Genomic DNA, 25,590 nt, shown 5'->3' on the forward strand with positions numbered 1-25,590 from the left:
CGGGCCTGGATGCCATGGGCGGCCTGGGGGATCCGGATGCCCTGGACGGCCTGGACGCCCTGCTGGTCTGCCTCCAGCTGACCGACTCGGCCTTCCCCAGCGGCTTCTACACCCTCTCGCACGGGCTGGAGGGCTACGCCCAGGCCAAGGCCGTCACCCCGGACACCCTGCCCGGGCTGCTCGCCGACCTGCTGCGGCACGGCGTCGGGCCGTCCGACGCCACGGCCCTGGTCCTGGCCCACCGGGCGGCCACGGCGGGCGACTGGGAGCTGCTCGCCGAGACCGACCAGCGGCTGCACGCCACCAGGCTCAACCGCGAGCTGCGCCTGGCCGCCACCCGGACCGGTCGCCAACTCCTGGACATCGCCCGGGAGTCGGTGGGCGGCGAGCCGCTGGAGCGGTACGCCGCGCTGGTCGCGGAGAAGCGGGCCCCCGGCTGCCAGGCGGTGGCGGCCGGGGTGGCGTACGCCTCGGCCGGCGTCCCCGTCCAACAGGCCGTCACCAGCGACCTGTTCGCGTTCTGCACCAGCTTCGTCGGCGCGGCGCTGAGGCTCCGGCTGACCGACCACCGCAAGGCGCAGGTGGTGCTGCGGGCGGCCTCCCCGGTGATCCGGGAGGTCGTATCCGCCGCCCTGGAACGGGACTTGGCGGACCTCGGCGGCTGCGTGCCGGTCGCGGACGCCATGTCCGGGCGGCACGAGCGGGCGGAGGCCCGGCTGTTCATGAGCTGACCGCCCGATGCGTACGTGCGCCACAGAAGAACGACCGACAGAAGGAGGAGAGTTGACCGAGAACGTGCTCCGCGTGGGCATCGGCGGACCGGTGGGCTCCGGCAAGACGGCGCTGATCGAGGCGCTCGTCCCGGTGCTGATCGCCCGCGGCCACCGCCCGGCGGTCATCACCAACGACATCTACACCCAGGAGGACGCCCAGCACGTGCGGCGCACCCTGGCCGGGATGCTGGACCCCGAGCGGGTCGTCGGCGTGGAGACCGGCGCCTGCCCGCACACCGCCGTACGGGACGACCCGACGATGAACCTCGCGGCCGGCGCCGAGATGTTGGAACGCTTCCCGGACGTCGACACCCTGCTGTACGAGTCCGGCGGCGACAACCTCACGCTGACCTTCAGCCCGGTGCTGGTCGACCTCTTCCTCTTCGTCCTCGACACCGCCGAGGGCGAGAAGATGCCCCGCAAGCGCGGCCCGGGCATCACCGAGTCGGACCTGCTGGTCATCAACAAGATCGACATCGCCCAGTACGTCCGCGCCGACCTCGGGGTGATGGAGTCCGACGCCCACCGGGTGCGCGAGGGCGGACCGGTGGTGCTCACCAACTGCCTGACGGGGGAGGGGTTGGAGGAGATCGCGACCTTCCTGGAGACCTTCCGCAAGGTCCCGGCGTGACAGCCTCCCCGGCTGCGGCAGTGCCCCGGCTCGACCCCCGGCACTACGAGCCGGCCCGCGTCCCGTACGAGGTCCGCCGCCACGCCGGGACGCCCGACACCCTCGCGGTCGGACGTCCCGGCAAGGTCGGGCTGCTGGAGCTGGCCTTCGAGCGGGTCGGCGGACGCACCGAACTCACCGGCCACTACCAGAAGTCGCCGCTGCAGATCATGCGCCCGCTCTACTTCGACCCGGCCCGCCCCGACCTCGCCGTCACCTTCCTGATGTCCACCGGCGGCGGCATCCTCCAGGCCGACCGGCTCCGCACCGACCTGCACTGCGGCGCCGACACGGCGGTCCACCTGACCACCCAGGCCGCCACCAAGGTCTACCGGATGGAGCACGACTACGCGACGCAACTGGTCAACCTGACGGCCGGCCCGCGCGCCTACGTCGAGTACCTGCCCGAGCCGGTGATCCCCTTCGTCGACTCGCGCCTCTACCAGCGGACCGTCCTCACCGTCGACCCGGACGCGACCGTACTGGCCGGCGAGACCGTCCTGGCCGGCCGCCTCGCCCGGGGCGAGCGCAACGCCTACCGGGTGTTCGCCTCGGACCTCGAAGTGCGGCGCCCAGGTGGTGAATTGGTGGCACTGGACACCGTGCGGCTGGAGCCCTCGCCGGGTGGAGGCGGAGGCGGAGGCGGAGGGGGCGGTAGGGGTGCCGGGGTCACCGGGCCGGCGGTGCTGGCCGGGCACGACGTGATGTCCAGCCTGTACGTCCTCAGCCCGCTCGCCCCGGCGGCCCGGGTCGCGGACGTCCTGCACGAGGCGGTGGCCGGCTGCGGCCAGGAGTACGGCGAACTGCTCTACGGGGTCAGCGTGCTGCCGCAGGACAGCGGCGCCTGGCTGCGGCTGCTCGGCTCCGACACCCGGGCCTGCGCCGCCGCCCTGCGCGCGGCCTGGGACGCGGTCCGGCGGCTGCTGATCGGGGTGCCGGCGCCGGAGCTGCGGAAGACGTAGGGCCGTCGGCCGGCGCCGCCGGTCGTGATCTTCTTCCGGATCCGGCACAACCCCGGGGCGGGGTGCGCGGTCCTGTCTGGCGTGAACGACGATGCGAGACGGGACGCCGTGCCGGACGAGGTGGGCAAGAAGGTGCCGGACGAGGCGCGCGAGACGGCGCCGGACGTGGCCCGCGATGCGGTGCCGGATGACGTGCGCGATGCGGTGCCGGAGGACGTGCGGGAAGCCGCACCGGACGGTGTGCCGACGCCACCGGCCCGGCGCCTGGTCAACTGCCGGCGGCTGCTGACGGGCGCCGCCGCCCTGGGCGCCCTCGCGGCCGCCGCCGGCGTAAACGAGTGGGCCCGCCGAAAGAGCTCCCACGGCCCGCGACTCTGGCGGACGACCGCCGCGAGCGGGCGGCTCGTGCTGTCCGCCGACCGCCGACAGGGCCTCTACGCCTCCGGCTTCGACGGCTGGGTGCGCGCCCTCGACCCGCGCACCGGCGAAGTCCGCTGGAGCCGTACGGTCAGCACACCCGACGCCGCCGCTGCCCCGGGCGGCTGGCCGTCGGCCGCCGGGGACGGCGTGGTGTGCGTGGCCACCGACACCCGTCTGCGGGTCCTGGACGCGGCGTCGGGGGAGCAGCGCTGGGAGGCCGCCCTGCCGGACTGGTCCGAGGGCGGGTGGCGGCAAGGCCCCGCCGTCGGCGGCGGCAGCGTGTTCGCGGTGTACGGAAGTTCGGTGCGCTGCTACGACCTGGCCACCGGCGAGCCGCGCTGGACCGGCCCGGCGGGCGTCTCGGCCGCTCTGGCCCTCGGCGGCGGCACCGTGTACGCGGCGGGGAGGCCGAGGGGGCTCCTGGCGCTGGACGCCCGCACCGGCGAGCGCCGCTGGGAGCGCGACCTCGTCGTCAGCGGCCCACTGACCGTCCACCGGGACGCCCTGCTGGTCTCCTCGCCCCCGGAGACGATGGCCTCCACGATCGTCGGCGCACTGGACCCGGCGACCGGCGCGCAGCTCTGGGCGTCCGTCCAGCACGGGGAGCTGAGCTGCCCTCTGTCGGCCGCCGGTCGGACCGTCTACATGGGCGGCGGGGACCGTCTGTTCGGGTTGGACACGACGACCGGTGACTGGGTCTGGAAGGCCAACACCTTCGCCGGTCGGAAGGGCGGGACCCCTGCCATGGTCGCCACCGAGGACGGCGTCTACGCCTGGTCGGGGGACGGCCGGCTGTGGGCGTTCGATCCGTCGACGGGCGGGATGCGCTGGCAGGACGATTCGGAGGAGGTCGGCCGGATCTCGCTGGCCGCCGCTGGTGGGACCGTCTACCGGGGCGGCCCGGGCGGCGTTCTCGCGCTGGGCGCCCTGCTGGCGCCGCCGTCGGCCTGACCAGGCGGGTTCAGGGGCGGCCCGTCCCGCCCGGCCCGCCCGGTTCCATGGTCGCCAGGCGGGCGACCTGGCGGTGGCTGAGCTCGACGGTGCGGTTCATGTGCCGCAGGAGGAAGGCGAGTTCGGCTTCGCTGTCCTCGGCGAAGACGGCCGCCCAGTCGGTGGACAGCTCGCGCCACACCTCCCCGAAGCGCTCCAGCGCCTCGGGGAGGACCGCGACCAGCACCCGTCGGCGGTCGGCCTGGTCCCGCTGCCGGGCGACCAGCCCGGCCTTCTCCAGCCGGTCGACCAGCCGGGTGGCCGAGCCGCTGGTCAGCCCGGTGAGCTCGGCGATCCGGCCGGTGGTGACCGGCCCGTCCTCCAGGGTGAGCAGGTTGAGGCACTGGACGTCGGTCGGGTGCATGCCCAGGTGGTCGGCGACGGCCTGGTTGAACAGCACGTACGAGGCCAGGTAGCGGCGCGAGACCGGCCACAGCCGGGCCATCAGTTCGTCGCGGGTCGTCGTCATGGGGGAAGGGTAACCGGCTGCCCGATAATTGTTTGCGCCATGCAGAGATCTTTCCCTATGTTGTCTGCATGGCGCAGATAACTGAGTCCGCAGCCCCCCGTGCCCGCCTCCTCCCCGTCGCCGTCACCGGCGCCACCGGCGCCCAGGGCGGCGCCACCGCCCGCGCCCTCCTCCGCGCCGGCCGCCCCGTCCGCGCCCTCACCCGGAACCCCGGCTCGCCCGCCGCCACCCAGCTCGCCGCACTCGGCGCCGAACCGGCCCGCGCCGACTTCGACGACCCGGCCTCGCTCGCCACCGCCCTCGACGGCGCCGGCGCACTGTTCGCGATGTCCACCCCGTTCGGCACCGACCTCGGTGTCGAAGTCCGCCAGGCCACCGCCCTGCTGGACGCCGCCCGGGCAGTCGGAAGCGTCCGGCACGTCGTCTTCACCTCGGCCACGAACGCCGACCGCTCCACCGGCATCCCGCACTTCGACAGCAAGCACCGCATCGAACAGCACCTGGCCGGCCTCGGCCTGCCCTGGACCGTCCTCGGCCCGGCCGCCTTCATGGAGAACTACGCCAACGACTGGACCCTCCAGTCCCTCCGCGACGGCGTCTTCCACCTCCCCATGCCCCCCGGCGTCCCACTCCCCGTGATCGCCGCCGACACCATCGGCACCTTCGCCGCCCACGTCCTGGCCGGGCCTGACGCCTACGCGGGCCGCCGCATCGACATCGCCTCCCAGTGGCGCACCGGCGAGCAGATCGCCGCCGCGATCAGCGCCGCCAGCGGCCGCCCCATCCGCTTCGAACAGGTGCCGCTCTCGGTCGTGGCGGCCCACTCCGAGGACCTCGCCACGATGTTCCGCCACTTCCAGGCCCCCGGCCTCACCATCGACACCGCCGCCCTGCACGCCGAACACCCCACCATCGACTGGCAGCCCCTGGAGACCTGGGCGGCGGCCCGCACCTGGGACCTCTGAGGACTTCAGGCGCCCGCAGTGACCTTGGGTGCTGAGGCCTTGATCGGGTTGATCGTTCCAGCCTGGTGCACATCGCCGTTGACCGTTCCGCCCGTGACCTGATTGGCGGTCGAGATCCTTGGATCGCTACCCACCCGACCTAGGCCAGCCGCTCCACGAACTTGCGCTGCCACGGTGTTTCGACGGCGTGCCGGCTGTAGTGCTCCCGCACGTACGCCACCGCCTCGGCGGCCGGGACGCCGTCCAGGACGGCGATGCAGGCGAGTGCGGTGCCTGTGCGTCCCCGGCCGCCGGCGCAGGCGAGTTCGACGCGTTCGGTGGCGGAGCGTTCCCAGGCTTCGCGGAAGGCGTCGGTGGCGTCCGTGCGGTCGGTGGGGAGGCGGAAGTCGGGCCAGCGTACCCAGCGGCTGGGCCAGTCGACGTGCGGCGGGCGGCCCAACAGGTAGAGGCCGAAGTCGGGTCGGGGGCCGGGCGGCAGGGGCTTGCTGAGGCCGCGGCCGCGCAGGAGGCGGCCGGAGGGCAGGCGCAGGAGCCCGGGGGTGGTCGGGTCCCAGGTGGTCGGGTCCGGGGTGGTGGGGTCGGTCATGTCGGCCATTCCTCAGGTGGGGGAGGGGTGTTCAGGATGCCGCGTGCAGTCCGACCGGGCCGCGGGGCAGTCCGGCGCGGTGGGCCAGGGCGGCGGCTTCGCCGCGGGAGGAGACGTCGAGTTTGGCGAGGATGTTGGCGACGTGGAACTTCACCGTCGACTCGCTGATGTGGAGTGCCGCCGCGATGTCCCGGTTGCGGCGGCCCCGCGCGAGCTGGTCGAGGACCTCGAGTTCGCGCGGTTGGAGGCCGTCGAGGGGGTCGGTGGCGAGGACGGGTTCGGGCAGGGCGAGCGGGAGGTCGACGGTCACGGTGGTGCCCCAGCCGGGGACGGCTTCGACGCCGTGGCGTCCGCCGAGGGCGGTGATGCGGTCGGCGGTGCGGTGGACGGTGAGGGCGTCGGCGGTGAGCAGGCCGAGGCCGTCGCCGCGTACGACGGCGCGCAGTTGGCCGTCGGCGGTGAGCTGCCAGCTGACGTGCAGCCGGGTCGGCTTCTCCTGTTCCAGCATCAGCAGGACGGCCACCCGGACGGCGTCGCGGGCGGTGTGGGCGGCGTCGGCCGGGACGGAGCGGTCGGCTTCCGGCGGGGGTGCGACGTCGAGGTGGACCCGGGTGTGCCGCAGCAGTGGGCGCAGTTCGCGGACGAGTCGGGCGAAGGCGGCGTCGGCGGGTTCCTCGCTGAGGGTGCGGTCGAGTTCGGCGCCCTGGCGCAGGTCGAGCAGGGCGGTGACGGCCAGTTCGGTGGCGTTGCGGCGGGCGGTGGCGTCGTCCAGGCCGGTCGAGCGCAGTGGGGCCAGGATCGCGGTGAGCGCGGCGCTGTGGGTGCCGGTGAACTCGGCGATGGCGCGGGCGCGGGCGTTGGCGGAGGCGCGGGAGGCGGCGGTCTGGGTGGGGGCGGCGTCGGTGGCGCGGTGGTCGGAGTGGGCGATGACCAGGTCCCACAGCTGTTGCAGGACGGCGAGTGCCCCGGGGGCGACCGGTTCGGTGCCCGCCCGGACGAGGACGAGGACGGCGCCGCTGTCGTTGCCCGGCGTGGTCGTGACGACGACGACCGGCCGGGACTGTCCGGCGAGTTCGGCCTCGCCCTGCCAGGGGCGGCCGGCGGAGGTGGTCGCGGCCGCCTGTTCGGCCAGCCGGGACAGGTCCAGCGTGCTGATGGCGGCGGTGAGTTCGGGCGGGCCGTAGCTGTGGGAGGGGTTGAACGTGCAGACGCCGCTGAGCTGCGCGAGCGCCGTGTGCGGGACGAGGGTGCCGAGCACGTCGGACAGGCGCAGCAGGAGGTCCGGCCGGGGGGCGCGCAGCACCTCGACGGCCCGTGCGAGCGCGTCCTCGGGGCGGCCCCAGCGGTCGCGCCAGGTCCCGTCCGTGTGCGTCACGTCCGCGCGCGTCCCGTCCGTGCGCGTGCGCGTGCCCGTCCCGCCCGTGCGCGTGCCTGCGGCGGTTCCGGGCGGCTCAGTGGTGTCCATGCGGTCCAGCCTAGTTCGGGCGCCCCCGGGCCCGCCTGGCCGTTCGGACAGGTCGAACCGTCCGAAGGACTGGCTGGGCGGTCGCCGCCCCGGTCGCAGGATGGAAGACGTCGGAGGCAACAACTCCCCTGGAACCGAAGGACCTTCCCATGACCAAGGCGATCGCCTTCCCCGAGTTCGGCGGCGCGGACGTGCTGCGCCCGATCGACATCGAACTGCCCGTCCCGGGCCCCGGCCAGGTGCGGGTCGCGGTCCGCGCGGTGGGCGTCAACCCGCTGGACCACAAGCTGCGCACCGGCGAGCTGGCCGGGTTCTTCCCGGTCTCCTTCCCCTACGTTCCGGGCTTCGAGGTGTCCGGTGTGGTGGAGGCCGTCGGCGCCGAGGTGCGCGGCTTCGCCCCCGGCGACGAGGTGTTCGGTGCCCTGATGGGCGGCGGCTACGCGGAGCGGGCGCTGGTGGACGCGGCGATGCTGGCCCACAAGCCCGCCACCCTGGGCTGGACGGAGGCCGCCGCGATCCCGACGGCGGCCGAGACGTCCGAGCGCGCCCTCGCCGTCCTGGGCGTGCGGCCCGGCGAGACCCTGCTGGTGCACGGTGCGGCCGGCGGGGTGGGCACCGTGCTGCTCCAGTTCGCCCGGGCCCGTGGGATCACCGTGGTCGGCACCGCGAGCGAGTCGAACCACGACCACCTGCGCGAGCTCGGCGCGATCCCGGTGACGTACGGCGAGGGCCTGGCCGAGCGGGTGCGGGCCGCCGCCCCGGGCGGGGTGGACCGGGTGCTGGACGCGGCCGGGCGCGGGGTGCTGCCGCTGTCGATCGAGCTGGTGGGCGGCGCGGACCGGGTGCTGACGATCGCCGACATCCAGGGCGCGCAGGAGCACGGCGTCCGGTTCACCGGTGGCGCCGAGGGTGTCGAGCCCTACTACACGAGCGCCTACGCGGCCGCGCTGGCCCTGCACGAGGCGGGCACCCTGCGGCTGCCGCTGCACCGGGTGTTCCCGCTGGCGGAGGCGGCCGAGGCGCAGCGGGTCAGTGAGGGCGGGCACCTGCGCGGCAAGATCGTGCTGACGGTCTGACAGGCACACGGCGCCCGCCCTGTCCCTGTCTGCCCGTTTTGCTTCCGTTTTGCATTGGCTGCGCCATTTCCGTACGGTTTCATCCGTTCGGAGTAATTCGGCAGGCGGACGCGCCGTAAACACGGCGCTACGCCGTCCGGCCGACATGCGGTCCCTCGAACGGTCGACCAGGGTTGGCCGGACGTGGGCGGCACCGGACCGCCTGCCCTGACGGTCAGGAGGACCAGGCGCATGGGTGGAACGGACAGGCGGGCGGTGATCGGCGAGTTCCTCGGGACCCTGCTGCTGGTGCTGCTGGCAGTGGGTGCTGCGGTGCTCGCGGGGGTGGCGATCGGTCCGGTGGGCATCGCGTTCGCGTTCGGCTTCGTGCTGCTGGCGCTCGCGTACGCGCTCGGCCCGATCTCCGGCTGCCACGTCAACCCGGCGGTGACGCTCGGCTTCCTGCTGGCCCGCCGGATCGACGGGCGCACGGCGGTGTCGTACTGGGTGGCGCAGCTGCTCGGCGGCATCGCGGGTGCGGGGCTCGTCCTGCTGCTGGCGAAGCAGATACCGGGGCTCGAGACCCACGGCAAGCTCGGCACCAACGGCTGGGGCGAGCGCTCCCAGATGCACATCAACGCCGGCGGCGCGTTCCTGACCGAGGTCATCCTCACCTTCCTGCTGGTGTACGTCGTCCTGGCGGTCACCCACCGGCTGGCCGCGGTCGGCTTCGACGGGCTGCCGATCGGCCTCGCGCTGGTGGTCGTCCACCTGGTCGGCATCCCGCTCACCGGCACCTCGGTCAACCCGGCGCGCAGCCTCGGCCCGGCGCTGTTCGCGGGCGGCGACGCGCTGTCGCAGCTGTGGCTGTTCCTGCTCGCCCCGCTGGTCGGCGGCGCGCTGGCGGCGGGCGTGCACCTGCTGACCCACCCGCAGCCCAACCTTCCGGTGGCGGAGGCCCTGGCGACGGACGCGCGGGTGTAGTACCCGCCGTCGAGCCGGCGCGGCGGCCGGGACCGTACCGACGGTCCCGGCCGCCGTTGTCGTCGGTGGCCTTCTGCCGGCTCCTGCTTCTCTCCGCTCCGCCCCCCGGTCCCGCTCCGGGCCGCTTTTGAGCCGCCGACCGGCCGGATCCGGCGGACCGGCCGAAGGCGCCCGACGCGTGGCCGCCCGCTGGGTAGAGTCGCGCCATGGTGACTGAGAACGCGGGGAGCCCCGCGGGCGGGCGGCTGGCCGGCCGCTCCTGTGCGGTGACGGGCGCGGCCAGCGGTATCGGACGGGCCGTCGCCGAACGCTTCGTCCGGGAGGGCGCGTCGGTGGTCGCCTTCGACGTGGACGAGGCCGGGCTGGACCGGCTGGCCGAGCGGTTCCCGGACGCCGTCAGCACGGTGGTCGGCGACGTGGCCCGGGACGAGGACGCGCGCCGGCTGGTGGCCGCCGCCGTCGAGCGGCACGGGAGGTTGGACGTACTGGTGGCCAACGCCGGGATCATCCCGCTGATGGAGATCACCGAGGCCACCGCCGAGGACTGGGACCACGTGATGGCGGTGGACGGCCGCGGCATGTTCCTCACCTGCAAGTACGCGATCGAGGCGATGACCGCGCAGGACCGGCCCGGCGGCTCGATCGTCTGCCTCTCCTCCATCTCCGGCGAGGCCGGACAGCGCGGCCAGGCGGTGTACGGGCCCGCCAAGTTCGTCGCCTCCGGCCTGACCAAGCACCTCGCCGTCGAATGGGCCGACCGCGGCATCCGGGTCAACGCCGTCGCCCCCGGCACCATCACCACCGAGCGGGTCGCCCGGCTGTACGACGAGCCCGGCGGCACCGAGTACCTCGGGGCGATCGAGAAGCTGCACCCGATGGGGCGGCTCGGCGACCCGGCCGAGGTCGCGGCGGCCGTCCTCTTCCTCGCCTCCGACGACGCGTCCTTCGTCACCGGGGTCGTGCTGCCGGTGGACGGCGGGTACCTGGCGCAGTAGCGGGCCCGGTCGGCGGGGTGTCCGGCTGCCCGGTTCCCGGCTGCTCGGTTGTCCGGTGACCTGGCTGCCCGGCTGCCCGGCTATCCGGCGAGCAGGTCGACCAGGGCGGACACCCCGTCCGACCCGTGCCCGGCCCCGACCGCCCGCCGGGTGACGGCGAGCGCCGCGTCCAGGACGGAGGTGTCCAGGCCGCGCGCCCGGGCGGTGTGCGCGACGTGCGCCAACCCGGCTTCGGCGGAGGCGAGGCTGCTGTGGTCGCCCGGATGCCGGCGGTCGTCTGCGCGCTGCGCGAAGCGGTCGATCAGCGGCGGCAGCAGGCGCGGCAACCCCTGGGCGTACGGCGCGAGTTCGGCGCCGCTGATGCCCTCGGCGCGGGCCAGCGCGAGGGCGTGCAGGCAGCCGTGCACGGTGGTCCAGAACAGGTCGAGCAGGGCCGCGTCGAAGGCCGCCGCCCGGCCCGGGTCCGCGCCCACGTGGCGTACGGTGCCCAGCGCCCGCAGCGTCGCCTCGTGGGCGGCGAAGGCCTCGGCGTCGCCGCTCAGCAGGACGGTGCCCTCCGGGCGGCCGATGGTCGGGGTGGGGGTGAGGACCGCGGCGTTCAGGAGGCGGTAGCCCCGGGCCTCGGCGTCGGCGGCGTTCGCCCGCGCGTCGCCCGGCGCGGTCGAGGTGGCGTTGACGACGGTCCGGCCGCGCAGTGCCGCCCCGGCGGCCTCCAGTACGGCACGGGCGGCCGACTGGTCGCGGACGCAGAGCAGGACGAGCGGGGCGCCGGCCTCGGCGGGGCCCGTGGCTCCTTCGGTGGAGCCCGTCACCGCCTCGGCGGGGCTCGCGGCCGACCGCGCGCCGAGGGCGAGCGGTTCGGCGTCCCGGCCCGGCGTGCGGTTCCACACGGTGACCGGATGGCCGGCGGCCAGCAGCGCCCCGGCCAGCGCCCGGCCCATCGGACCCAGGCCCAGCACGGCAACGGCGGTGCGGGCAGGGGAGGTTGAGGAAGATCGTTCGTTCGGCATGGCGGTTACGCTAGACCTTCACGCCGACGGCAGAGTCAAGGCGGAGGGGCACGGCGGAACGTCACGGGGGCTTCGGTGGAGAGCCTCGGTGGCGACCCGCGGTGGACGGTCCGTCGAGGAGGTGTCCGCGATGCGGATCGGAGAGCTCGCCCGGCGCACCGGGGCCACCCCGCGCGCGCTGCGCTACTACGAGGAGCAGGGGCTGCTCGCACCCGAGCGCCGTCCCAGCGGCTACCGCGAGTACGGAGAGCCGGACGTCGACACCGTCCGCGGGATCCGCACCCTGCTCGCGGCCGGCCTCAACAGCGCCGTGATCGCCGAGATCCTCCACGGCCTGCCGGGCCCGGGGCAGCGCCCTCCCGGCCCGACCTGCCCCGAACTGCTCGACGGTCTGGCCCGGGAACGCGCCCGGATAACCCGGCAGATGGATGAACTCGCCGAAGCGCGCGGCCTGTTGGACGCCATCATGGGCGCGGAGGCGCCGAGCGAGGCGATCCGGTCCGGCCGGCTCCGGGCGGCGGACCGCCGGTCGGCCGGGGAGCGTGAGCAGACCGGGGGCCGTCGCCCGCGGCAGGACGGGGAGCGTGAGCAGGCCGGGGGCCGTCGCCCGCGGCAGGACGGGGAGCGCCGCCCGGAGCCGACCCGGGGGCGCCGCCCGCAGCCGGTGGCGCGGAAACTCGATGGTGCGCGCTCGCGGACCGTGCTGGAGTGAGCGGATGGATCATGACGACATGCTTGCCCTGTTCGACGACCGGATCCGGCGCAACACGCCGCCCGATCCCGGCTGCCGCGTCGAGCGCGACGGTGCGGTGGTCCGGCAGGTGGGCTCGGAGCACAGCTGGAACGGCGTGGTCTGGTCCGGGCTGGACGAGGCCGGGGCGGACGCGGCGATCGCCGCGCAGGTGCGCCACTTCGCCGGACTGGGGCTGGAGTTCGAGTGGAAGGCCTACTCCCACGACCGCCCCGCCGACCTCGGCGCCCGCCTGCTGGCGGCCGGTTTCACCCCGGAGCCGGACGAGGCGCTGATGCTCGCCCGGATCGCGGACCTGCCCGCCGAGGCCGCCCTGCCCGAGGGCGTCCGGCTGCTCCCGGTGACCGACCCGGCCGGGGTGGACCTGCTGATGGACGCCCACACACAGGCCTTCGGCGCCGAGAACCCCCGTCTGCGCGAGCGGCTGCTCGACCACCTGCGGCACGGCGTCGGGACGGTCAGCATGGTCGTCGCGATGGCCGGCGACCGCCCGGTCAGCGGCGCCAGGATGGAGCTGATCCCGGGGACCGGGTTCGCCGGCCTCTGGGGCGGCGGCACCGCACCCGACTGGCGCGGCCGGGGCATCTACCGCGCCCTCATCGCCCACCGCGCCCGCCTCGCGGCCGAGCTCGGCTACGAGTACCTCCAGGTCGACGCGAGCGACCAGAGCCGGCCGATCCTGCAGCGCCTCGGCTTCGCCTGGGTGAGCACGACGACCCCGTACGTCCGCCGGCCGTAGGGCCTGCCGGGGGCCGCGGGTACGGGTACGGGTACGGGCGGGGAGATTCCTTTCCACCGTGTGGACGCGGCCGGTGTGCCCCTGCCGATCGGCAGGGGGACGTGGGGGTGCCGCTGCTCAGGATGTGCCGTTCGGTACATGTGCGGGAGGGGTGGCCGGGGTCATTGTTGGGGCACCACGAGCGGGGCCGTCCGGGCCCCGGGAAGGAGCCCCGGCATGTTCGACCTCCGCCACCCGCGCGCCCTCGCCGCGACGGTTGCCGTGCCCGCCCTCCTCGGCCTGGGCTTCGGCCTCGGCCTCGGGCTCGTACACGCCCGGAGGCGATCAGGCCGGGAGCCGTGCCCGAGGTACGGCGGCCGGCCCGACGAGGGTCGTGAGAAGGCAATCCGACAGGGCTGCCTGCCGTCGTTCCGAGGACGCTCGTCACGGGGCGCTCGTCGGCCGCCCTCACGGCAGCCGCTCGACCACGACCATGGCCGCGTCGTCGTCCAGTCGGCCGCCGACGTGGGCGAGCAGGTCGCGGCGCAGGTGGTGGAGCAGGGCGGCGGGGTGTTCGGCACGCCAGGCGGTGACGCGTTCGGTGAGCGGGTAGAAGCGCCGCTGGGCGTCGCGGGCCTCGATCACGCCGTCGGTGTAGATCAGCAGCCGGTCGCCGGGCCGGAACGGGAAGGTCTCCGTCTCGTACCGCGTCGGCGCGAGCTCGCCGAGGCCCAGCGGCGGGGAGGGTTGGCGGGCGGCGAGGGCGGTGATGCCGTCGGGGTGCAGCAGCAGCGGGGGAGGGTGGCCGCAGTCGATCAGGCGCACCGGGGAGCCGTCGTCGGGGATGTCGAGCAGCACGGCGGTGATGAACGACTCGCCGGAGTCGCCGCTCTCCTCCGGGGGCTCCTCGGGCGGGGGGAAGGGCAGTGCGGAGAGCGCCTGCCGCTCGCGCCGCTCCCACCGGTCCCGCCGGGACTGTTCGGCGAGCTGGGCGAGGTCCCAGCTGACGCTGCCGTCCAGGTAGGCGGCCAGGTCGGGCAGTTCGGCGTGCAGGTGGGCGGCGGCGCGGAAGGCGCCGAGCAGCAGGGCCGCGTCGCCGAGCGAGGAGAGGCCCTTGCCGCGCACGTCGCCGACCAGCAGCCGGGTGCCGGTGGCGGTGCGGGCGGCCGCGTACAGGTCGCCGCCGACCTGCGCCTCGGCCTCGGCGGCCAGGTAGACGGAGGCCAGGTGCAGCGGTCCGATCCGCTCCGGCAGCGGGCGCAGCAGCACCCGCTGGGCGGCCTCGGACACCGAGCGCACCCGGGCCAGTTCGCGCTCGTGCCGTTCGCGCAGCACCCGCAGGCCCACGATCAGTGCCGAGACGATCAGCTGCGCGCTGAGCTGGGTCTCGATGTTCGCGCTGGTCAGGCCGTCCCGGACGGCGCCGATGACGGTCAGCGCGGCGAACGCGAGCGCGGCGACCCCGGCGGTGGCCTGGGGGCCGGCGAAGGAGGCGGTGAGGGCGGGGGCGACGATCAGCAGCGGGCCGAGGTGGACGTCCGGCGGGGAGACGATGTCGACGACGGTGATCAGCACGATCAGCGCGAGCGTGAGCGCCGTCAGCACCCGGCGGTCGGGCCGCCAGGCGCGGCGGTGGTCGGGGGGATGCGGCGCGGGCGGCGGGTGCGGCGCATCGGGACGCTGCCGGAGGGGCACTCCTCCTCTGTACACCGTGGGGGTGCCGGGGCGCACCCGGAGCGGCCGGGCTCACTCCCCGGCAGCGTTCGGTTCCTGCTCCCCGCCAGCGCTCGGCTCACGCCTCCCGGCAGGGCTCCGCCCGCTCCCCTGCGGTGCCCGGTCAGCCCTCCTGGCCGTAGCGGGCCAGGTAGTCGGCGAAGCGGGCGACGTCCTCGTCGGACCAGTCGGTGAAGCGCGCGGTGAAGGAGAGCCGACGCTGCTCGTTGGCGTCCCGCAGCAGGGTGAGCCCCGCCTCGGTGGCGCGCAGGATCTGGCCGCGCTGGTCGTCCGGGTCGGTCTCGCGGGCCAGCAGGCCGAGCTTCTCCAGGGCGGTGACCTGGCGGCTGACGGTGGACTTGTCGAGCATGAAGTACGCGGCCACGTCGGCGGCCCGGCAGCCGCCGCGCTCGGTGATCAGGTCGAGGATGCTGTAGGTGACCAGCGAGAGGTCGGGGTGCAGCTGGGAGGCCTTGTGCCGGGCGCGGCGGGCGAAGGCGGTCAGCTCGCGCTGGATGGTCTCGATGGACGACTGGCGGCCGGGCACGGCGTTCCTATCTCCTCGATATTTGTTGCACTATACAACAGATGTGCCCGGGATCGCGCCCCGCTCCGGCGCCCGCCGTTCCGGTGCGGCCTGCCAGGCGCGGGCGGCGGTGATCCGGCTGGTCGCACTCGGGTGAGTGGCGAACAGTAGCTCAAGCACCCTCGGCGGGTCGACATCGGAGACGTTCGCCACGGCCAGTCTGCGCTGCATCGCCACGAACTGCTCGACGTCCCCGGTCAGTTCGAGCGCGTGCCGGTCCGCCCTGGCCTCGATCCGACGGCTCACCGCACACTGCGCCGGCCCCGACAGCGCGCCCAGCAGCGCCGCCAGTGCCGCCAGCAGCGGCAGCGCCCGGGGGTCCGCCGCGTCCGTCGCCCCGGCGGCGTCCAGCAGCGGCCGCCAGGTGGCGAGCAGGCCGAGGACGGCCACCGCGACGGCCGCACCGACCGCGCCCAGCGCGGTGCCCACCGGCACGTCCCGGTGCTTGACGTGGCCCAGCTCGTGCGCGACCACCAGTTCCACCTCGCGCGGCTCGGCGGTGGTCAGCAGGGTGTCGTACGCGACGATCCGGCGGGTCGCCCCGAACCCGGAGACGTACGCGTTGAGCGCGGTGGTGCGGCGGGAGGCGTCCGCGACCAGGACGTCCCGCACCCGGACGCCGTCCCGCTCGGCCAGTGCCAGCAGCGCGGTGCGCAGCTCCCCCGGGGGCGTCGGGGAGAAGCGGTTGAACACCGGCTCGATCAGCAGCGGATGGAGGAAGGAGAGCGCCACCGTCAGCAGCGCCGCCGCGCCCGCCCCCGGCAGCCACCAGCGCTGCGGCGACCAGGCGGTCAGCGCGAACAGCCCGAGCGCGAGCGGGAGGACGAGGACGAGGGTGAGCGCGAGGCCGCGTACGGCGTCCAACGCCCACCCGGCCCAGCCCTGGGTCACCAGCCCGTACCGGGCCCGGACGGTCCGCGCCCCGGCGCCGAACGGCAGCTGCAGCGCCTGGCCGAGCAGCACCAGGGCTGCCGCTCCGGCCAGCACCCCGGCCGTCCGGGAGCCGCCGAACCAGCCGCCGACGGCGGTCACCAGGGCGGCGCCGGCCGGGGTGAGGCCGAGCAGCAGGGTGAGCGCCAGGCCCGCCAGCCGCCCGCCCAGCGCCCACGGCAGCTGGGCGCGGCGCAGTGCCCGGCCCCGGGCGCGCTCGTCGGGGGTGAAGTCCGGGGCGGCCTCCGGGGTGGGGGCCTCGGAGGCTGGCGTGGTGTCCATGGCGGGGAGCGGCTCTTCCGGTCGGGGCGGGGCGGGGATGATCGGGTCGGGGAGGGACGGGGGTACGGCGGTTCAGCAGTTCAGTGGTTCAGCGGTGATTCAGCATGGCGTACCCGGCCGCTCGCCGCTCACGCCACGGCCCGGTTCCCACCCCCGGCCGGGTTGTTCACTCCTCCGTGGTCCCGGTGGCGCCGTGGACGCCGGCGCGCAGCAGCTGGTGGCCGAGGTCCACCAGGGCGCGGCCGACCGCGAACTCGTCGCCGACCGCCGGGGCCGGGGCGTCGCGCGGGTTGCGGCGGGAGCGGGTGTCGCTGTGCAGCACGTTGCCGTCGGCGTCCAGCACGGCGTGCACCCGGGTGGTGTCCTCGTCCTCCACCACGTGCAGGCTGAGCTGCCAGTCCTTGGTGCGCACGGCCCCGGGCGCCGGCTGTTCGACCCCGAGGGCGGTAGCCGCGGGGGAGGCCGCCCCGTCGGCGCGGACGATCACCACCGGGCAGACCCCGTGCACCGCGCACCGGGTGGACACCGAGCCGAGCAGGGTCCGGGCGAAGGTGCCCCGGCCGCGACTGCCCAGCACCAGCAGGTCGGCCCCCTCGGCGGCCTCCAGCAGCACCTCGGCGGCGTGGCCCAGCACCAGGCTCTCCCGGACGTCCACCGGGCGGTCCGGGCCGAGGACCTCGTTGATCTCGGCGCTCAGCGTCCGGCGGGCGATCCGTTCGAAGCCGTCGTCCACCATCGGCGCGAACCACCCGTACAGCGAGGGGTACTCCCAGGCCGCCACCGCGTGCACCACCGCCCCGGTGAGCACGGCCTGGCCGACCGCCCAGCGCAGGGCCGCCTTCGACGGCGGGGAGCCGTCGATCCCGACCACGATCCGGCGCTCCCGGGCGGGGGAGGCGCGGCCGCCGCCCGCGGGGGAGACGTCACCTGCGGAGGAGAGCTGATTGCTGCCCATCACGTCACACCTCCGGGCCTTCGGTGCGGGACTCGCCCCCCTACGCGCGCGCTCCCCTGCACGGGCTCCCCTGCACGGGTTCCCCCCGCACGCGCTTCCCCCGTACTCGTCCCCTCCACACCACGCTGCGCGCCCCGCCCGCCTCCGCGCCAGGGACATGGTGGCCCGGTCGGGTGGGCGGTTGGGACGGGTCGGCCAGGCGGGCCGGGCGCGCCGTCCGGGGAGCGGCCGTCGGCGCCCGGTCGGGGCCGCCGCGCCGTGCCCTTTTGTGGCCGGAATGTTGCGGGCTCGGGTCCAAGCGGTGGTGATTCGGTGGCGTACGCTGATCGTTCTCGCATCATCCTCGGGGGGATCCACTCATGCGCCGTGCCGCGGCCGCCGTCGCGCTGTTCGCCGGACTGACCGCCGTCACCGCCTGCGGGCCGGACGACCCCGCCCCGGCCCCGGCCTCCGCCGCCCCCGTCCCGCCGGGCGAGTCCTCGGCGCCGGGCGGGACGCCCTCCGGCACGGCCCCGGGCAAGAGCGCCCCGCCCCGGCCCGACGGCACCATCACCGTCGCCTTCGCCGGGGACGTCCACTTCGAGGGCCGCACCGAGGCCCGGCTGGCGGTCAAGCCGCCCGAGCCTGCGCTCGGCCCGATCTCCCGCACCCTCGCCGACGCCGACCTGTCCGTCCTCAACCTGGAGACCGCGATCACCGGGCGCGGCGCCCCGGAGCCGAAGACGTACACCTTCCGCACCTCGCCCAAGGCGCTGTCGGTGCTCAAGGACTCGGGCGTCGACGTCGTCTCGATGGCCAACAACCACGCCGTGGACTTCGGCGCCGACGGCCTCACCGACACCCTCGCCGCCAAGGACTCCTCGCCGATCCCGGTGGTCGGCGTCGGGCGCAACGCCAAGGAGGCGTACGCCCCGTACGTCACCACCGTGCGCGGGGTGAAGGTCGCGGTGGTCGCCGCCAGCCAGGTCGAGGACCTCACCAACCAGAAGTGGCGGGCCGGCGCGAGCAAGCCGGGCATCGCCTCGGCGCTGGACGTCCCGGCGCTGGTCAAGGCGGTGGAGACGGCGAAGCAGCAGGCCCCGGTGGTGCTCGTCTACCTGCACTGGGGCGACGAGGGCAAGGCCTGCCCGACCGGTCCGCAGACCACCATCGCCAAGAAGCTCGCCACCGCCGGAGCCACCGCCGTGGTCGGCACCCACGCGCACACCATGGTCGGCTCGGGCATGCTCGGCGACACCTACATCGGGTACGGCTTCGGCAACTTCCTCTGGTACGGCACCTCGAACTACGCCAACTCCAACGAGACCGGCGTCACCACCCTCACCCTCACCGCCGACGGGAAGGTGACCGGGGAGGCCTTCACCCCGGCCACCATCGACGACAAGGGCATCCCGGAGCCGGTCACCGGCGCCACCGCCGAGGCCGCCCTCAAGCGCCGCGACGGCCTGCGCGGCTGCACCGGCCTCTCCCCGGCGCCCGCCGCCCCGGGCGCCCCCGGCACCCCCGCGACGGCCCCCACCGCCCCGACGGCCCCCGCCTCCACGGCTCCCGGGAAGTCCTCGACGGCTCCCGCGAAGGCTCCGACGACCCCGGCCGCGCCGCGCTAGGGTCCGGTCGACCGGCCCGGCGCACGTCCTGCGGGAGCCCTGCCGGACGGGCCCTGCCGGACCAGGGCGCGGCGTCGCGGTGCGGCGGCACGGGACAGCACGAGACGGCGGCGCGACCACCCGGGCCACGCCGCCGCCTACCGCCCGCCGGGGGGTGCTACCGCTCGGCCCGCGCCCGTGCCCGGACGGCGCGGCGCAGGGTGTCCAGCTGGTCCACCAGTCCGCGCCGGGTCGCCGCGGTGAGCTCCGGGTCGGCCAGGCAGGCCTCGGCTGCCCGTACCGTCCGTTCGGTGGCGGCGAAGGCGGGGAAGCCCGTGGTGGCGAGCACCCGGGCCAGTGCGGGGCCGCGGCGGGCGGCGGCCGACCCCAGCTCCTCGAAGTAGCGGGCGGTCAGCCCGTCCAGCAGCTCGGCCTGCTCGGGCTGCCACAGGCCCCTGGCGGTGGCCGCGGCCAGGTAGTTGGAGAGCTCGCCGTGGAACAGCGCCTGCCAGGCGGCCTCCTTGGCCCCCGGGTCGGGCAGTGCGGCGCGGCAGCGCGCGGCGCCCTTCTCGCTGGTGTCGCTGGGGTCGGCGGCGAGTTCGGCGGCGATCTCCGGCTCGCCCGCCGCGCCGAGCACGCACAGCCGCAGCAGCAGCTGCCAGCGCAGGTCCGGGTCGAGCACCGGCCCGCCGGGCACGGTGCCGGCCGCCAGCCAGTCGCGCAGCTCGGCGGCCTGCGCCTCGCCGGCGGCGGTGCCGATCACGCCGCGCGCGGCCACCAGGCGCAGCCCGGTGCGGTCCGTTTCGTCCTCGGTGCGCCGCAGCAGGGTGCGGCAGACCTCGTTCAGGACGGCCAGTGCCGCCGGCCGTGCGGTCGGCGGCACGGCGCAGTCCACCACGAAGTCGCGGGCGAAGGAGAGCACCGCGTCGACCAGGTGCACCGAGGTCTCGCCGGGCAGGTGGGCGGCGACCAGCTCCAGGTACTCGCCGGGCGCCAGCTCCCCGTCGCGCACCTGGTCCCGGGCGGCGCTCCAGAGCACGGCCCGGGCCAGCTCCTCGGGTACGGCGCCGAGCGAGGAGCGCACGGTTCGCCAGGAGCCGGGGTCGAGACGGATCTTGACGAAGCTGAGGTCGGTGTCGTTGAGCAGGGTCAGCTCGGCGTCGGCCTTCACCGCCGCGGTGCCGTCGGCCGCCAGGTCGAGCGGCACGCGGTCGGCCAGCTCCAGGGCGCCCTCGGCGGTGCGCCGGTAGTGGCCCACGGTCAGCTGGTGCGGGCGCGGCCCGCCGTCGGCCGAGGTGTGCTCGATCCGGCCGTCGGTCAGCCGCAGGGTGTCCACGCCGGTGGTGCGCAGCCAGCGGTCGGCCCAGCCGTGGACGTCGCGGCCGCTGGTCGCGGCCAGGGCCCGGAGCAGGTCGTCGAGGGTGGCGTTGCCGAAGGCGTGCTCGTCGAAGTAGTCGTTGACGCCGGCCAGGAAGGCCTCCTCGCCGAGCCAGGCGACCAGCTGGCGCAGCGCGGCGGCGCCCTTGGCGTAGGAGATGCCGTCGAAGTTCTGCAGCGCCTGGGCGGTGTCGTCCACCGTGCCGGGTGCCACCGGGTGGGTGGAGGGGCGCTGGTCGGCGTCGTAGCCCCAGGCCTTGCGGTTGGCGGCGAAGCCGGTCCAGGCACTGGTGAAGCGGGTGGAGGAGGCGGTGACGCTGTAGGCCATGTACTCGGCGAAGGACTCGTTCAGCCACAGGTCGTCCCACCACTTCATGGTGACCAGGTCGCCGAACCACATGTGCGCCATCTCGTGCACCACCACCAGGGCGCGCTCCTCGCGCCTGGTGTCGTCCACGGCGGAGCGGAAGACGAACTCGTCGCGCAGTGTGACGCAGCCCGGGTTCTCCATCGCGCCGGCGTTGAACTCCGGGACGAAGCACTGGTCGTAGCTGTCGAAGGGGTAGCGGTGCCGGAAGACCCGGTGGTAGTGGTCGAAGCCCTGCCGGGTGACCTCCAGCAGCTCGGGGGCGTCGGCGTCCAGGTGGGCGGCGAGCGAGCGGCGGCAGTGCAGGCCGAGCGGGATCCCGTCGTGCTCGGCGCGTACCGAGTGCAGCGGGCCGGCCACCACGGAGACCAGGTAGCTGCTGATCGCCGGGGTGGGCGCGAACTCCCAGCGCCCGGGCGTGACCTGGCGGCCCACGCCGTTGCCGACCACGGTCCACTGCCGCGGCGCGGTGACGGACACCGTGTACCGCGCCTTGAGGTCGGGCTGGTCGAAGGACGCGAACACCCGCGGGCCGTCGTCGAGGAAGGACTGGGTGTAGACGTAGTCCTCGCCGTCGGCCGGGTCGGTGAAGCGGTGCATGCCCTCGCCGGTGTGCGAGTAGGCCATGTCGGCCTCGACGGTGAGCTCGTTGTCGGCCGCCAGACCGGTCAGCGGGAAGCGCCCGGCGCGCAGCGCGGCGACGTCCAGTTCGCGGCCGTTCAGCACCACCCGGCGGAGCGCGGCCGGTTTGACGTCCACGTAGGTCCCGGCGCCCGGGGTGGTGCAGCCGAAGCGGATCACCGTGGTGGAGCCGAAGACCTCCCGACCGCGGGTCAGGTCGAGGTCGAGGCGGACGGTGCGGACGTCGAGCAGGCGGTGGCGCTCGACGGCCTCGGCCCGGGTGAGTACTGAGGTATCAGACATACGGGTCATGCTGCTTCATCCACGGGTGGGCGGCACCCGTTTTTCGGCACCCGCTTTTTGGTGCTGGCCTTTTGGCACCCGCTCTTCGATGCCCGCTTCTCGGTGCCGGTTCTTCGGTGCCGGAAGGAGACCGGGGCCGCCGGATCGTCCGGGGCGGACGGCCTCCGTGCGTCCGGAGCGAGTTGACGGCGAAGCAGCGGGATTCGTACAGGCGCTCGGCACAGGCGAACAGCTGTGTTAGGTTAGGCTTGCCTAATCTTGCTGGTCGGAGGGGATGTCCTGTGCAGCAACAGTCCGAATTCGCCGGTGCCGTCGCGATGGTCACCGGGGCCGGGCAGGGCATCGGCGCGGCCGTGGTGCGGGCGCTGGTGGCCGAGGGAGCCGTCGTCGCGGCGGTGGACCGCGATCCCGGCGGGATCGACGCGCTGGCGGCCGAACTGCCGTCCGTGCGTCCCTACGCGCTGGACGTCTCGGACGCCCGGGCGGTCGACAGCACCGTGGAGTCGATCGAGAGCCGGCTCGGACCGATCGGCGTGCTGGTCAACGTCGCGGGAATCCTGCGCACCGCCCCGGTCGTCGAACTCACCGACGGGGACTGGGCGGACACCTTCGCCGTCAACACCACCGGCGTCTTCCACACCAGCCGCGCCGTCGGCCGCCGGATGGCGGACCGCGGACGCGGGGCGGTCGTGACCGTCGGCTCCAACGCCGCCGGGGTGCCGCGCGCCGGGATGGCCGCCTACGCGGCGTCCAAGGCGGCGGCCACCATGTTCACCCGCTGCCTGGGGCTGGAGCTCGCCCGGTCCGGGGTGCGGTGCAACGTGGTGTCGCCCGGCTCGACCGACACCGCGATGCAGCGCGCGCTGTGGGGCGAGGACGCCGAGGCGGCCGAACGCCGGGTGATCGAGGGCGACCTGGGCGCCTGGCGGGTCGGCATCCCGCTCGGGCGGATCGCCGCGCCCGCCGACATCGCGGAGGCCGTGGTGTTCCTGGCCTCCGACCGGGCGCGGCACATCACCATGCACGACCTGTACGTCGACGGCGGCGCGACCCTGCGCGCCTGAGCGGAACGCCGCCGGTCCTCCTCCCACCCCCGAAGAACCGTCCCAGACTGGAGAAACCGCCGTGACCACGGTGCACCACGCCCCCGCCGGGCCGATACCCGCCGGGCCCGACGCCCCGGCGACCGCCCTCGCCGAGGGCCAGGACCACGCCGTCATCGGCGCGGCCAGCGGACTGCTCGGCCAGTACCGGGCCGGCTCCGACGAGGCGTTCTTCGCCTCGCCGACCCGCACCCTGCTCGGCTCCGGGGTGCACGCCCGGGTGCCGCAGGACGGGCGGCCGCTGCCGGTGCGGGTCGCCGAGACGCTGGCCGAGGCGGGCCGCTCCGGCGTCGAACGGCCGCTGGTGGTCGGCGCGGTGGCGTTCGACCGGGACAGTCGGGTCGAACTCGCCGTCCCCGCCCGGGTCCGCACCGCCGGGGCGCTGCGCGACGACCCGCTGATCGCCCTGCCCGCGCCGGCGGCCGAGCAGGCCGACTGGCGGATCGACCCGGTGCCCGCGCCCGAGGCGTACGGCGCGGGCGTCGCGGCCGCCGTCGAGCGGCTGCGCGGAGGGGAGTTGAGCAAGGTGGTGCTGGCCAGGACGCTGGAGCTGAGCGCCGAACAGCCGCTCGACCTGCCCGCCATCCTGCAGCGGCTGGCCCGCCGCGACCCGGGCGGCTACACCTTCGCCGTCCCGTCCGGCGGCGGCCGCACCCTGGTCGGCGCCAGCCCCGAACTCCTGCTCTCCCGGCGGGGAACGGCCGTGCTGGCCAACCCGCTGGCCGGCTCCGTACCGCGCAGCGAGGACCTCGGCGAGGACGTCCGGCGCGCCGCCGCGCTGCTGGAGTCGCCCAAGGACCTGCACGAGCACGCCGTCGTGGTGGACGCCATCCGCGAGGCGCTGGCGCCGTACTGCCGCACCCTGGAGGTGCCCGAACGGCCCACCCTGGTACGGACGGCCGCGATGTGGCACCTGGCCACCACGATCCGCGGCGAGCTGGCCGACCCGACGGTCTCCGCCCTCGAACTGGCCTGCGCGCTGCACCCCACCCCGGCGGTCTGCGGCACGCCGACGGACGTCGCCCGCCGGGTGATCGGCGAGGTCGAGCCCTTCGACCGCGGCCTCTATACCGGCATGGTCGGCTGGGAGGACGCGACCGGCGACGGCGAGTGGGTGGTCACCATCCGCTGCGCCGAGGCGGAGGGGCGGACGCTGCGGGTGTACGCCGGCGCCGGCGTGGTCGAGCAGTCCCGGCCGGAGGCCGAACTCGCCGAGACCAGTGCCAAGTTCCGCACCTTCCTGGACGCCGCGGGGGTGGCCCGGTGACGCCGCTGGAGACGGCCCGGGCGGGCTTCACCCCGTACCCCGCCGAGTTCGCCGAGCGCTACCGGGCCGCCGGGTACTGGCGCGGCGAGACCTTCGGGCGGATGCTGCGCGAGCGCGCCGCCGAGCACGGCGGGCGCACCGCCGTCGTCGACCCGGGCGGCCACGGCGTGGCGGCGACCGAGCGGCGCTGGACGTACGCCGAACTCGACCGCCGGGCCGACCGGATGGCCGCCGGACTGCTCGCCCGGGGCATCCGGGCCGGGGACCGGGTGGTGGTCCAACTGCCCAACGCCGCCGAGTTCTTCGAGGTCGTGTTCGCGCTGTTCCGGATCGGCGCGCTGCCGGTCTTCGCGCTGCCCGCCCACCGGTACGCCGAGATCGGGTACTTCTGCTCCTTCACCGGGGCGGCGGCGTACGTGGTGCCCGCCGTCGAGGGCGGCTTCGACTACCGCGAACTCGCCAGCCGGGTACGGGCGGAGAACCCCGGGCTGCGGCTGGTGCTGGTGGCCGGCGAGGACCCGGGGGAGCACGTCCGGCTCGCGGACGTGCCCTGCGACGGGCCCGGCCCGGAGGCCTTCGGCGGGGAGCCCGGTCCCGAGGACGTCGCCTTCCTCCAGCTCTCCGGCGGCAGCACCGGCGTGCCGAAGCTGATCCCGCGCACCCACGACGACTACATCTACTCGCTGCGCGGCTCGGTCGAGCTGTGCGGCCAGGACCCGGACAGCGTGTACCTGTGCGTGCTGCCCGCCGCCCACAACTTCCCGCTCAGTTCGCCGGGTTCGCTCGGCACGCTGTACGCCGGCGGTCGGGTGGTGCTCTGCCCGCAGCCCGCCCCCGAGACGGCCTTCCCGCTGATCGAGCGCGAGGGCGTGACCATCACCGGGCTGGTGCCGCCGCTCGCGCTGCTCTGGCTGGACGCCGCCGAGCGCGGCGCCCGCGGCTACGAGAGCCTGGAGGTGCTGCTGGTCGGCGGCGCCAAGTTCAGCGAGGAGGCGGCCCGGAGGGTGCGCCCGGTGCTGGGCTGCACGCTCCAGCAGGTGTTCGGGATGGCCGAGGGCCTGGTCAACTACACCCGGCTGGACGACCCGGAGGAGCTGGTCACCACCACCCAGGGCCGGCCGATCTCGCCCGACGACGAGGTCCGGGTCGTGGACGACCAGGACCGGGACCTGCCCGACGGCGCCACCGGACACCTGCTCACGCGCGGCCCGTACACCATCCGCGGCTACTGGAACGCGCCCGGGCACAACGCCGACTCCTTCACGGCGGACGGCTTCTACCGCACCGGGGACCTGGTCCGGCGCACCCCCACCGGCCACCTGGTGGTCGAGGGGCGGGCCAAGGACCAGATCAACCGGGGCGGGGAGAAGGTCGCCGCCGAGGAGATCGAGAACCACCTGCTCGCGCACCCCGCGGTGCACGACGCGGCGGTGGTGTCGATGCCCGACCCGTACCTGGGCGAGCGCACCTGCGCGTATGTGGTGCTGCGCGCCGAGAGTCGTGAACAGCCCCCGAAGAGCGTCGAGTTGAAGCGGTTTGTGCGACAGCGCGGGCTCGCCGAGTACAAGGTGCCGGACCGGGTCGAGTTCGTCGCCGCCTTCCCGGCCACCGGGATCGGGAAGGTCAGCAAGAAGGAGCTGCGGGCCGCGATCGCGGCCTCGCTGACCACCGGCTGACGCCTCCGTCC

23 protein-coding genes are annotated in these 25,590 nt (G+C 75.1%); 14 read left to right on the forward strand and 9 right to left on the reverse strand.

Annotation, left to right across the window (positions count from 1 at the left end):
• Positions 1-14 precede the first annotated feature (14 nt).
• The 4 genes from ACFY4B_RS05710 (at position 15) to ACFY4B_RS05725 (ending at position 3,776) form a co-directional block, all read left to right on the forward strand.
• Positions 15-731 carry an urease accessory protein UreF gene (locus ACFY4B_RS05710; protein ID WP_387966743.1) on the forward strand — a complete coding sequence of 239 codons (717 nt, stop codon included), beginning with the start codon at positions 15-17 and terminating at the stop codon, positions 729-731.
• A gap of 52 nt (positions 732-783) precedes the next feature.
• A complete protein-coding gene (gene ureG / locus ACFY4B_RS05715) occupies positions 784-1,404 on the forward strand; it encodes an urease accessory protein UreG (protein WP_049651049.1) in 621 nt (206 codons plus the stop codon).
• Positions 1,401-2,405 (forward strand): urease accessory protein UreD, encoded by a 1,005-nt coding sequence (locus tag ACFY4B_RS05720; protein ID WP_387966607.1) that lies wholly within the window; start codon positions 1,401-1,403, stop codon positions 2,403-2,405. Before ureG ends, ACFY4B_RS05720 begins: the two co-directional genes overlap by 4 nt.
• Positions 2,406-2,486: 81 nt before the next feature.
• Positions 2,487-3,776, forward strand: coding sequence for a PQQ-binding-like beta-propeller repeat protein (locus ACFY4B_RS05725; protein ID WP_387966608.1), 1,290 nt, complete (start codon positions 2,487-2,489; stop codon positions 3,774-3,776).
• 10 nt (positions 3,777-3,786) lie between these two features.
• Here the strand turns inward: ACFY4B_RS05725 and ACFY4B_RS05730 are convergent, their stop codons facing one another.
• Positions 3,787-4,284 (reverse strand): MarR family winged helix-turn-helix transcriptional regulator, encoded by a 498-nt coding sequence (locus ACFY4B_RS05730; protein WP_387966609.1) that lies wholly within the window; start codon positions 4,282-4,284, stop codon positions 3,787-3,789.
• Between the two features lie 68 nt (positions 4,285-4,352).
• Between ACFY4B_RS05730 and ACFY4B_RS05735 the strand changes: the two genes are divergently transcribed.
• Positions 4,353-5,249 (forward strand): NmrA/HSCARG family protein, encoded by an 897-nt coding sequence (locus tag ACFY4B_RS05735; RefSeq protein ID WP_387966610.1) that lies wholly within the window; start codon positions 4,353-4,355, stop codon positions 5,247-5,249.
• Positions 5,250-5,388: 139 nt separating this feature from the next.
• On the opposite strand, the gene ACFY4B_RS05740 is transcribed toward ACFY4B_RS05735, so the two are convergent.
• A complete protein-coding gene (locus tag ACFY4B_RS05740; RefSeq protein WP_387966611.1) occupies positions 5,389-5,835 on the reverse strand; it encodes a protein phosphatase in 447 nt (148 codons plus the stop codon).
• Between the two features lie 31 nt (positions 5,836-5,866).
• On the reverse strand, positions 5,867-7,210 hold the full coding sequence (locus ACFY4B_RS05745; protein ID WP_387966612.1) for a LuxR C-terminal-related transcriptional regulator: 1,344 nt from the start codon (positions 7,208-7,210) through the stop codon (positions 5,867-5,869).
• Positions 7,211-7,449: 239 nt separating this feature from the next.
• On the opposite strand from ACFY4B_RS05745, the gene ACFY4B_RS05750 reads away from it, so the two are divergent.
• The 3 genes from ACFY4B_RS05750 (at position 7,450) to ACFY4B_RS05760 (ending at position 10,334) form a co-directional block, all read left to right on the forward strand.
• On the forward strand, positions 7,450-8,376 hold the full coding sequence (locus ACFY4B_RS05750) for an NADP-dependent oxidoreductase (protein ID WP_380740964.1): 927 nt from the start codon (positions 7,450-7,452) through the stop codon (positions 8,374-8,376).
• Between the two features lie 231 nt (positions 8,377-8,607).
• On the forward strand, positions 8,608-9,339 hold the full coding sequence (locus ACFY4B_RS05755; protein WP_049651042.1) for an MIP family channel protein: 732 nt from the start codon (positions 8,608-8,610) through the stop codon (positions 9,337-9,339).
• 206 nt (positions 9,340-9,545) lie between these two features.
• Entirely contained in the window at positions 9,546-10,334 is a 789-nt protein-coding gene (locus ACFY4B_RS05760; RefSeq protein ID WP_049651041.1) for an SDR family NAD(P)-dependent oxidoreductase, read from the forward strand.
• Positions 10,335-10,414: 80 nt separating this feature from the next.
• Here the strand turns inward: ACFY4B_RS05760 and ACFY4B_RS05765 are convergent, their stop codons facing one another.
• Positions 10,415-11,344: an NAD(P)-dependent oxidoreductase gene (locus ACFY4B_RS05765; protein WP_387966613.1), complete on the reverse strand. Its 930-nt coding sequence runs from the start codon at positions 11,342-11,344 to the stop codon at positions 10,415-10,417.
• Between the two features lie 130 nt (positions 11,345-11,474).
• Here ACFY4B_RS05765 and ACFY4B_RS05770 point away from each other — a divergent pair, with 130 nt between their 5' ends.
• On the forward strand, positions 11,475-12,056 hold the full coding sequence (locus tag ACFY4B_RS05770; RefSeq protein WP_387966614.1) for a MerR family transcriptional regulator: 582 nt from the start codon (positions 11,475-11,477) through the stop codon (positions 12,054-12,056).
• Positions 12,057-12,060: 4 nt separating this feature from the next.
• Positions 12,061-12,834, forward strand: coding sequence for a GNAT family N-acetyltransferase (locus tag ACFY4B_RS05775; protein WP_380777048.1), 774 nt, complete (start codon positions 12,061-12,063; stop codon positions 12,832-12,834).
• A gap of 447 nt (positions 12,835-13,281) precedes the next feature.
• On the opposite strand, the gene ACFY4B_RS05780 is transcribed toward ACFY4B_RS05775, so the two are convergent.
• From ACFY4B_RS05780 to ACFY4B_RS05795, 4 genes are all read right to left on the reverse strand, one after another.
• On the reverse strand, positions 13,282-14,418 hold the full coding sequence (locus ACFY4B_RS05780) for a PP2C family protein-serine/threonine phosphatase (RefSeq protein WP_387966744.1): 1,137 nt from the start codon (positions 14,416-14,418) through the stop codon (positions 13,282-13,284).
• 232 nt (positions 14,419-14,650) lie between these two features.
• A complete protein-coding gene (locus tag ACFY4B_RS05785; protein WP_049651037.1) occupies positions 14,651-15,073 on the reverse strand; it encodes a MarR family winged helix-turn-helix transcriptional regulator in 423 nt (140 codons plus the stop codon).
• A gap of 30 nt (positions 15,074-15,103) precedes the next feature.
• Positions 15,104-16,324: a M48 family metallopeptidase gene (locus ACFY4B_RS05790; protein WP_387966615.1), complete on the reverse strand. Its 1,221-nt coding sequence runs from the start codon at positions 16,322-16,324 to the stop codon at positions 15,104-15,106.
• Positions 16,325-16,490: 166 nt separating this feature from the next.
• Entirely contained in the window at positions 16,491-17,279 is a 789-nt protein-coding gene (locus tag ACFY4B_RS05795; protein WP_387966616.1) for a universal stress protein, read from the reverse strand.
• A gap of 359 nt (positions 17,280-17,638) precedes the next feature.
• On the opposite strand from ACFY4B_RS05795, the gene ACFY4B_RS05800 reads away from it, so the two are divergent.
• Positions 17,639-18,886: a CapA family protein gene (locus ACFY4B_RS05800; RefSeq protein ID WP_387966618.1), complete on the forward strand. Its 1,248-nt coding sequence runs from the start codon at positions 17,639-17,641 to the stop codon at positions 18,884-18,886.
• Positions 18,887-19,043: 157 nt separating this feature from the next.
• Here the strand turns inward: ACFY4B_RS05800 and pepN are convergent, their stop codons facing one another.
• Positions 19,044-21,533 carry an aminopeptidase N gene (gene pepN, locus ACFY4B_RS05805; protein ID WP_387966619.1) on the reverse strand — a complete coding sequence of 830 codons (2,490 nt, stop codon included), beginning with the start codon at positions 21,531-21,533 and terminating at the stop codon, positions 19,044-19,046.
• A 248-nt stretch (positions 21,534-21,781) separates the two neighbouring features.
• Here pepN and ACFY4B_RS05810 point away from each other — a divergent pair, with 248 nt between their 5' ends.
• From ACFY4B_RS05810 to ACFY4B_RS05820, 3 genes are all read left to right on the forward strand, one after another.
• Positions 21,782-22,597, forward strand: coding sequence for a 2,3-dihydro-2,3-dihydroxybenzoate dehydrogenase (locus ACFY4B_RS05810; protein WP_375874454.1), 816 nt, complete (start codon positions 21,782-21,784; stop codon positions 22,595-22,597).
• Positions 22,598-22,691: 94 nt separating this feature from the next.
• Positions 22,692-23,903, forward strand: coding sequence for an isochorismate synthase DhbC (dhbC, locus tag ACFY4B_RS05815; RefSeq protein ID WP_387966745.1), 1,212 nt, complete (start codon positions 22,692-22,694; stop codon positions 23,901-23,903).
• A complete protein-coding gene (locus tag ACFY4B_RS05820; protein ID WP_387966621.1) occupies positions 23,900-25,579 on the forward strand; it encodes a (2,3-dihydroxybenzoyl)adenylate synthase in 1,680 nt (559 codons plus the stop codon). The genes dhbC and ACFY4B_RS05820 overlap by 4 nt, the downstream gene beginning before the upstream one ends.
• Positions 25,580-25,590: the final 11 nt, after the last annotated feature.

The organism is Kitasatospora sp. NPDC001261 (genome assembly GCF_042896795.1).
In the GTDB taxonomy this organism is placed as follows: Bacteria; Actinomycetota; Actinomycetes; order Streptomycetales; family Streptomycetaceae; genus Kitasatospora.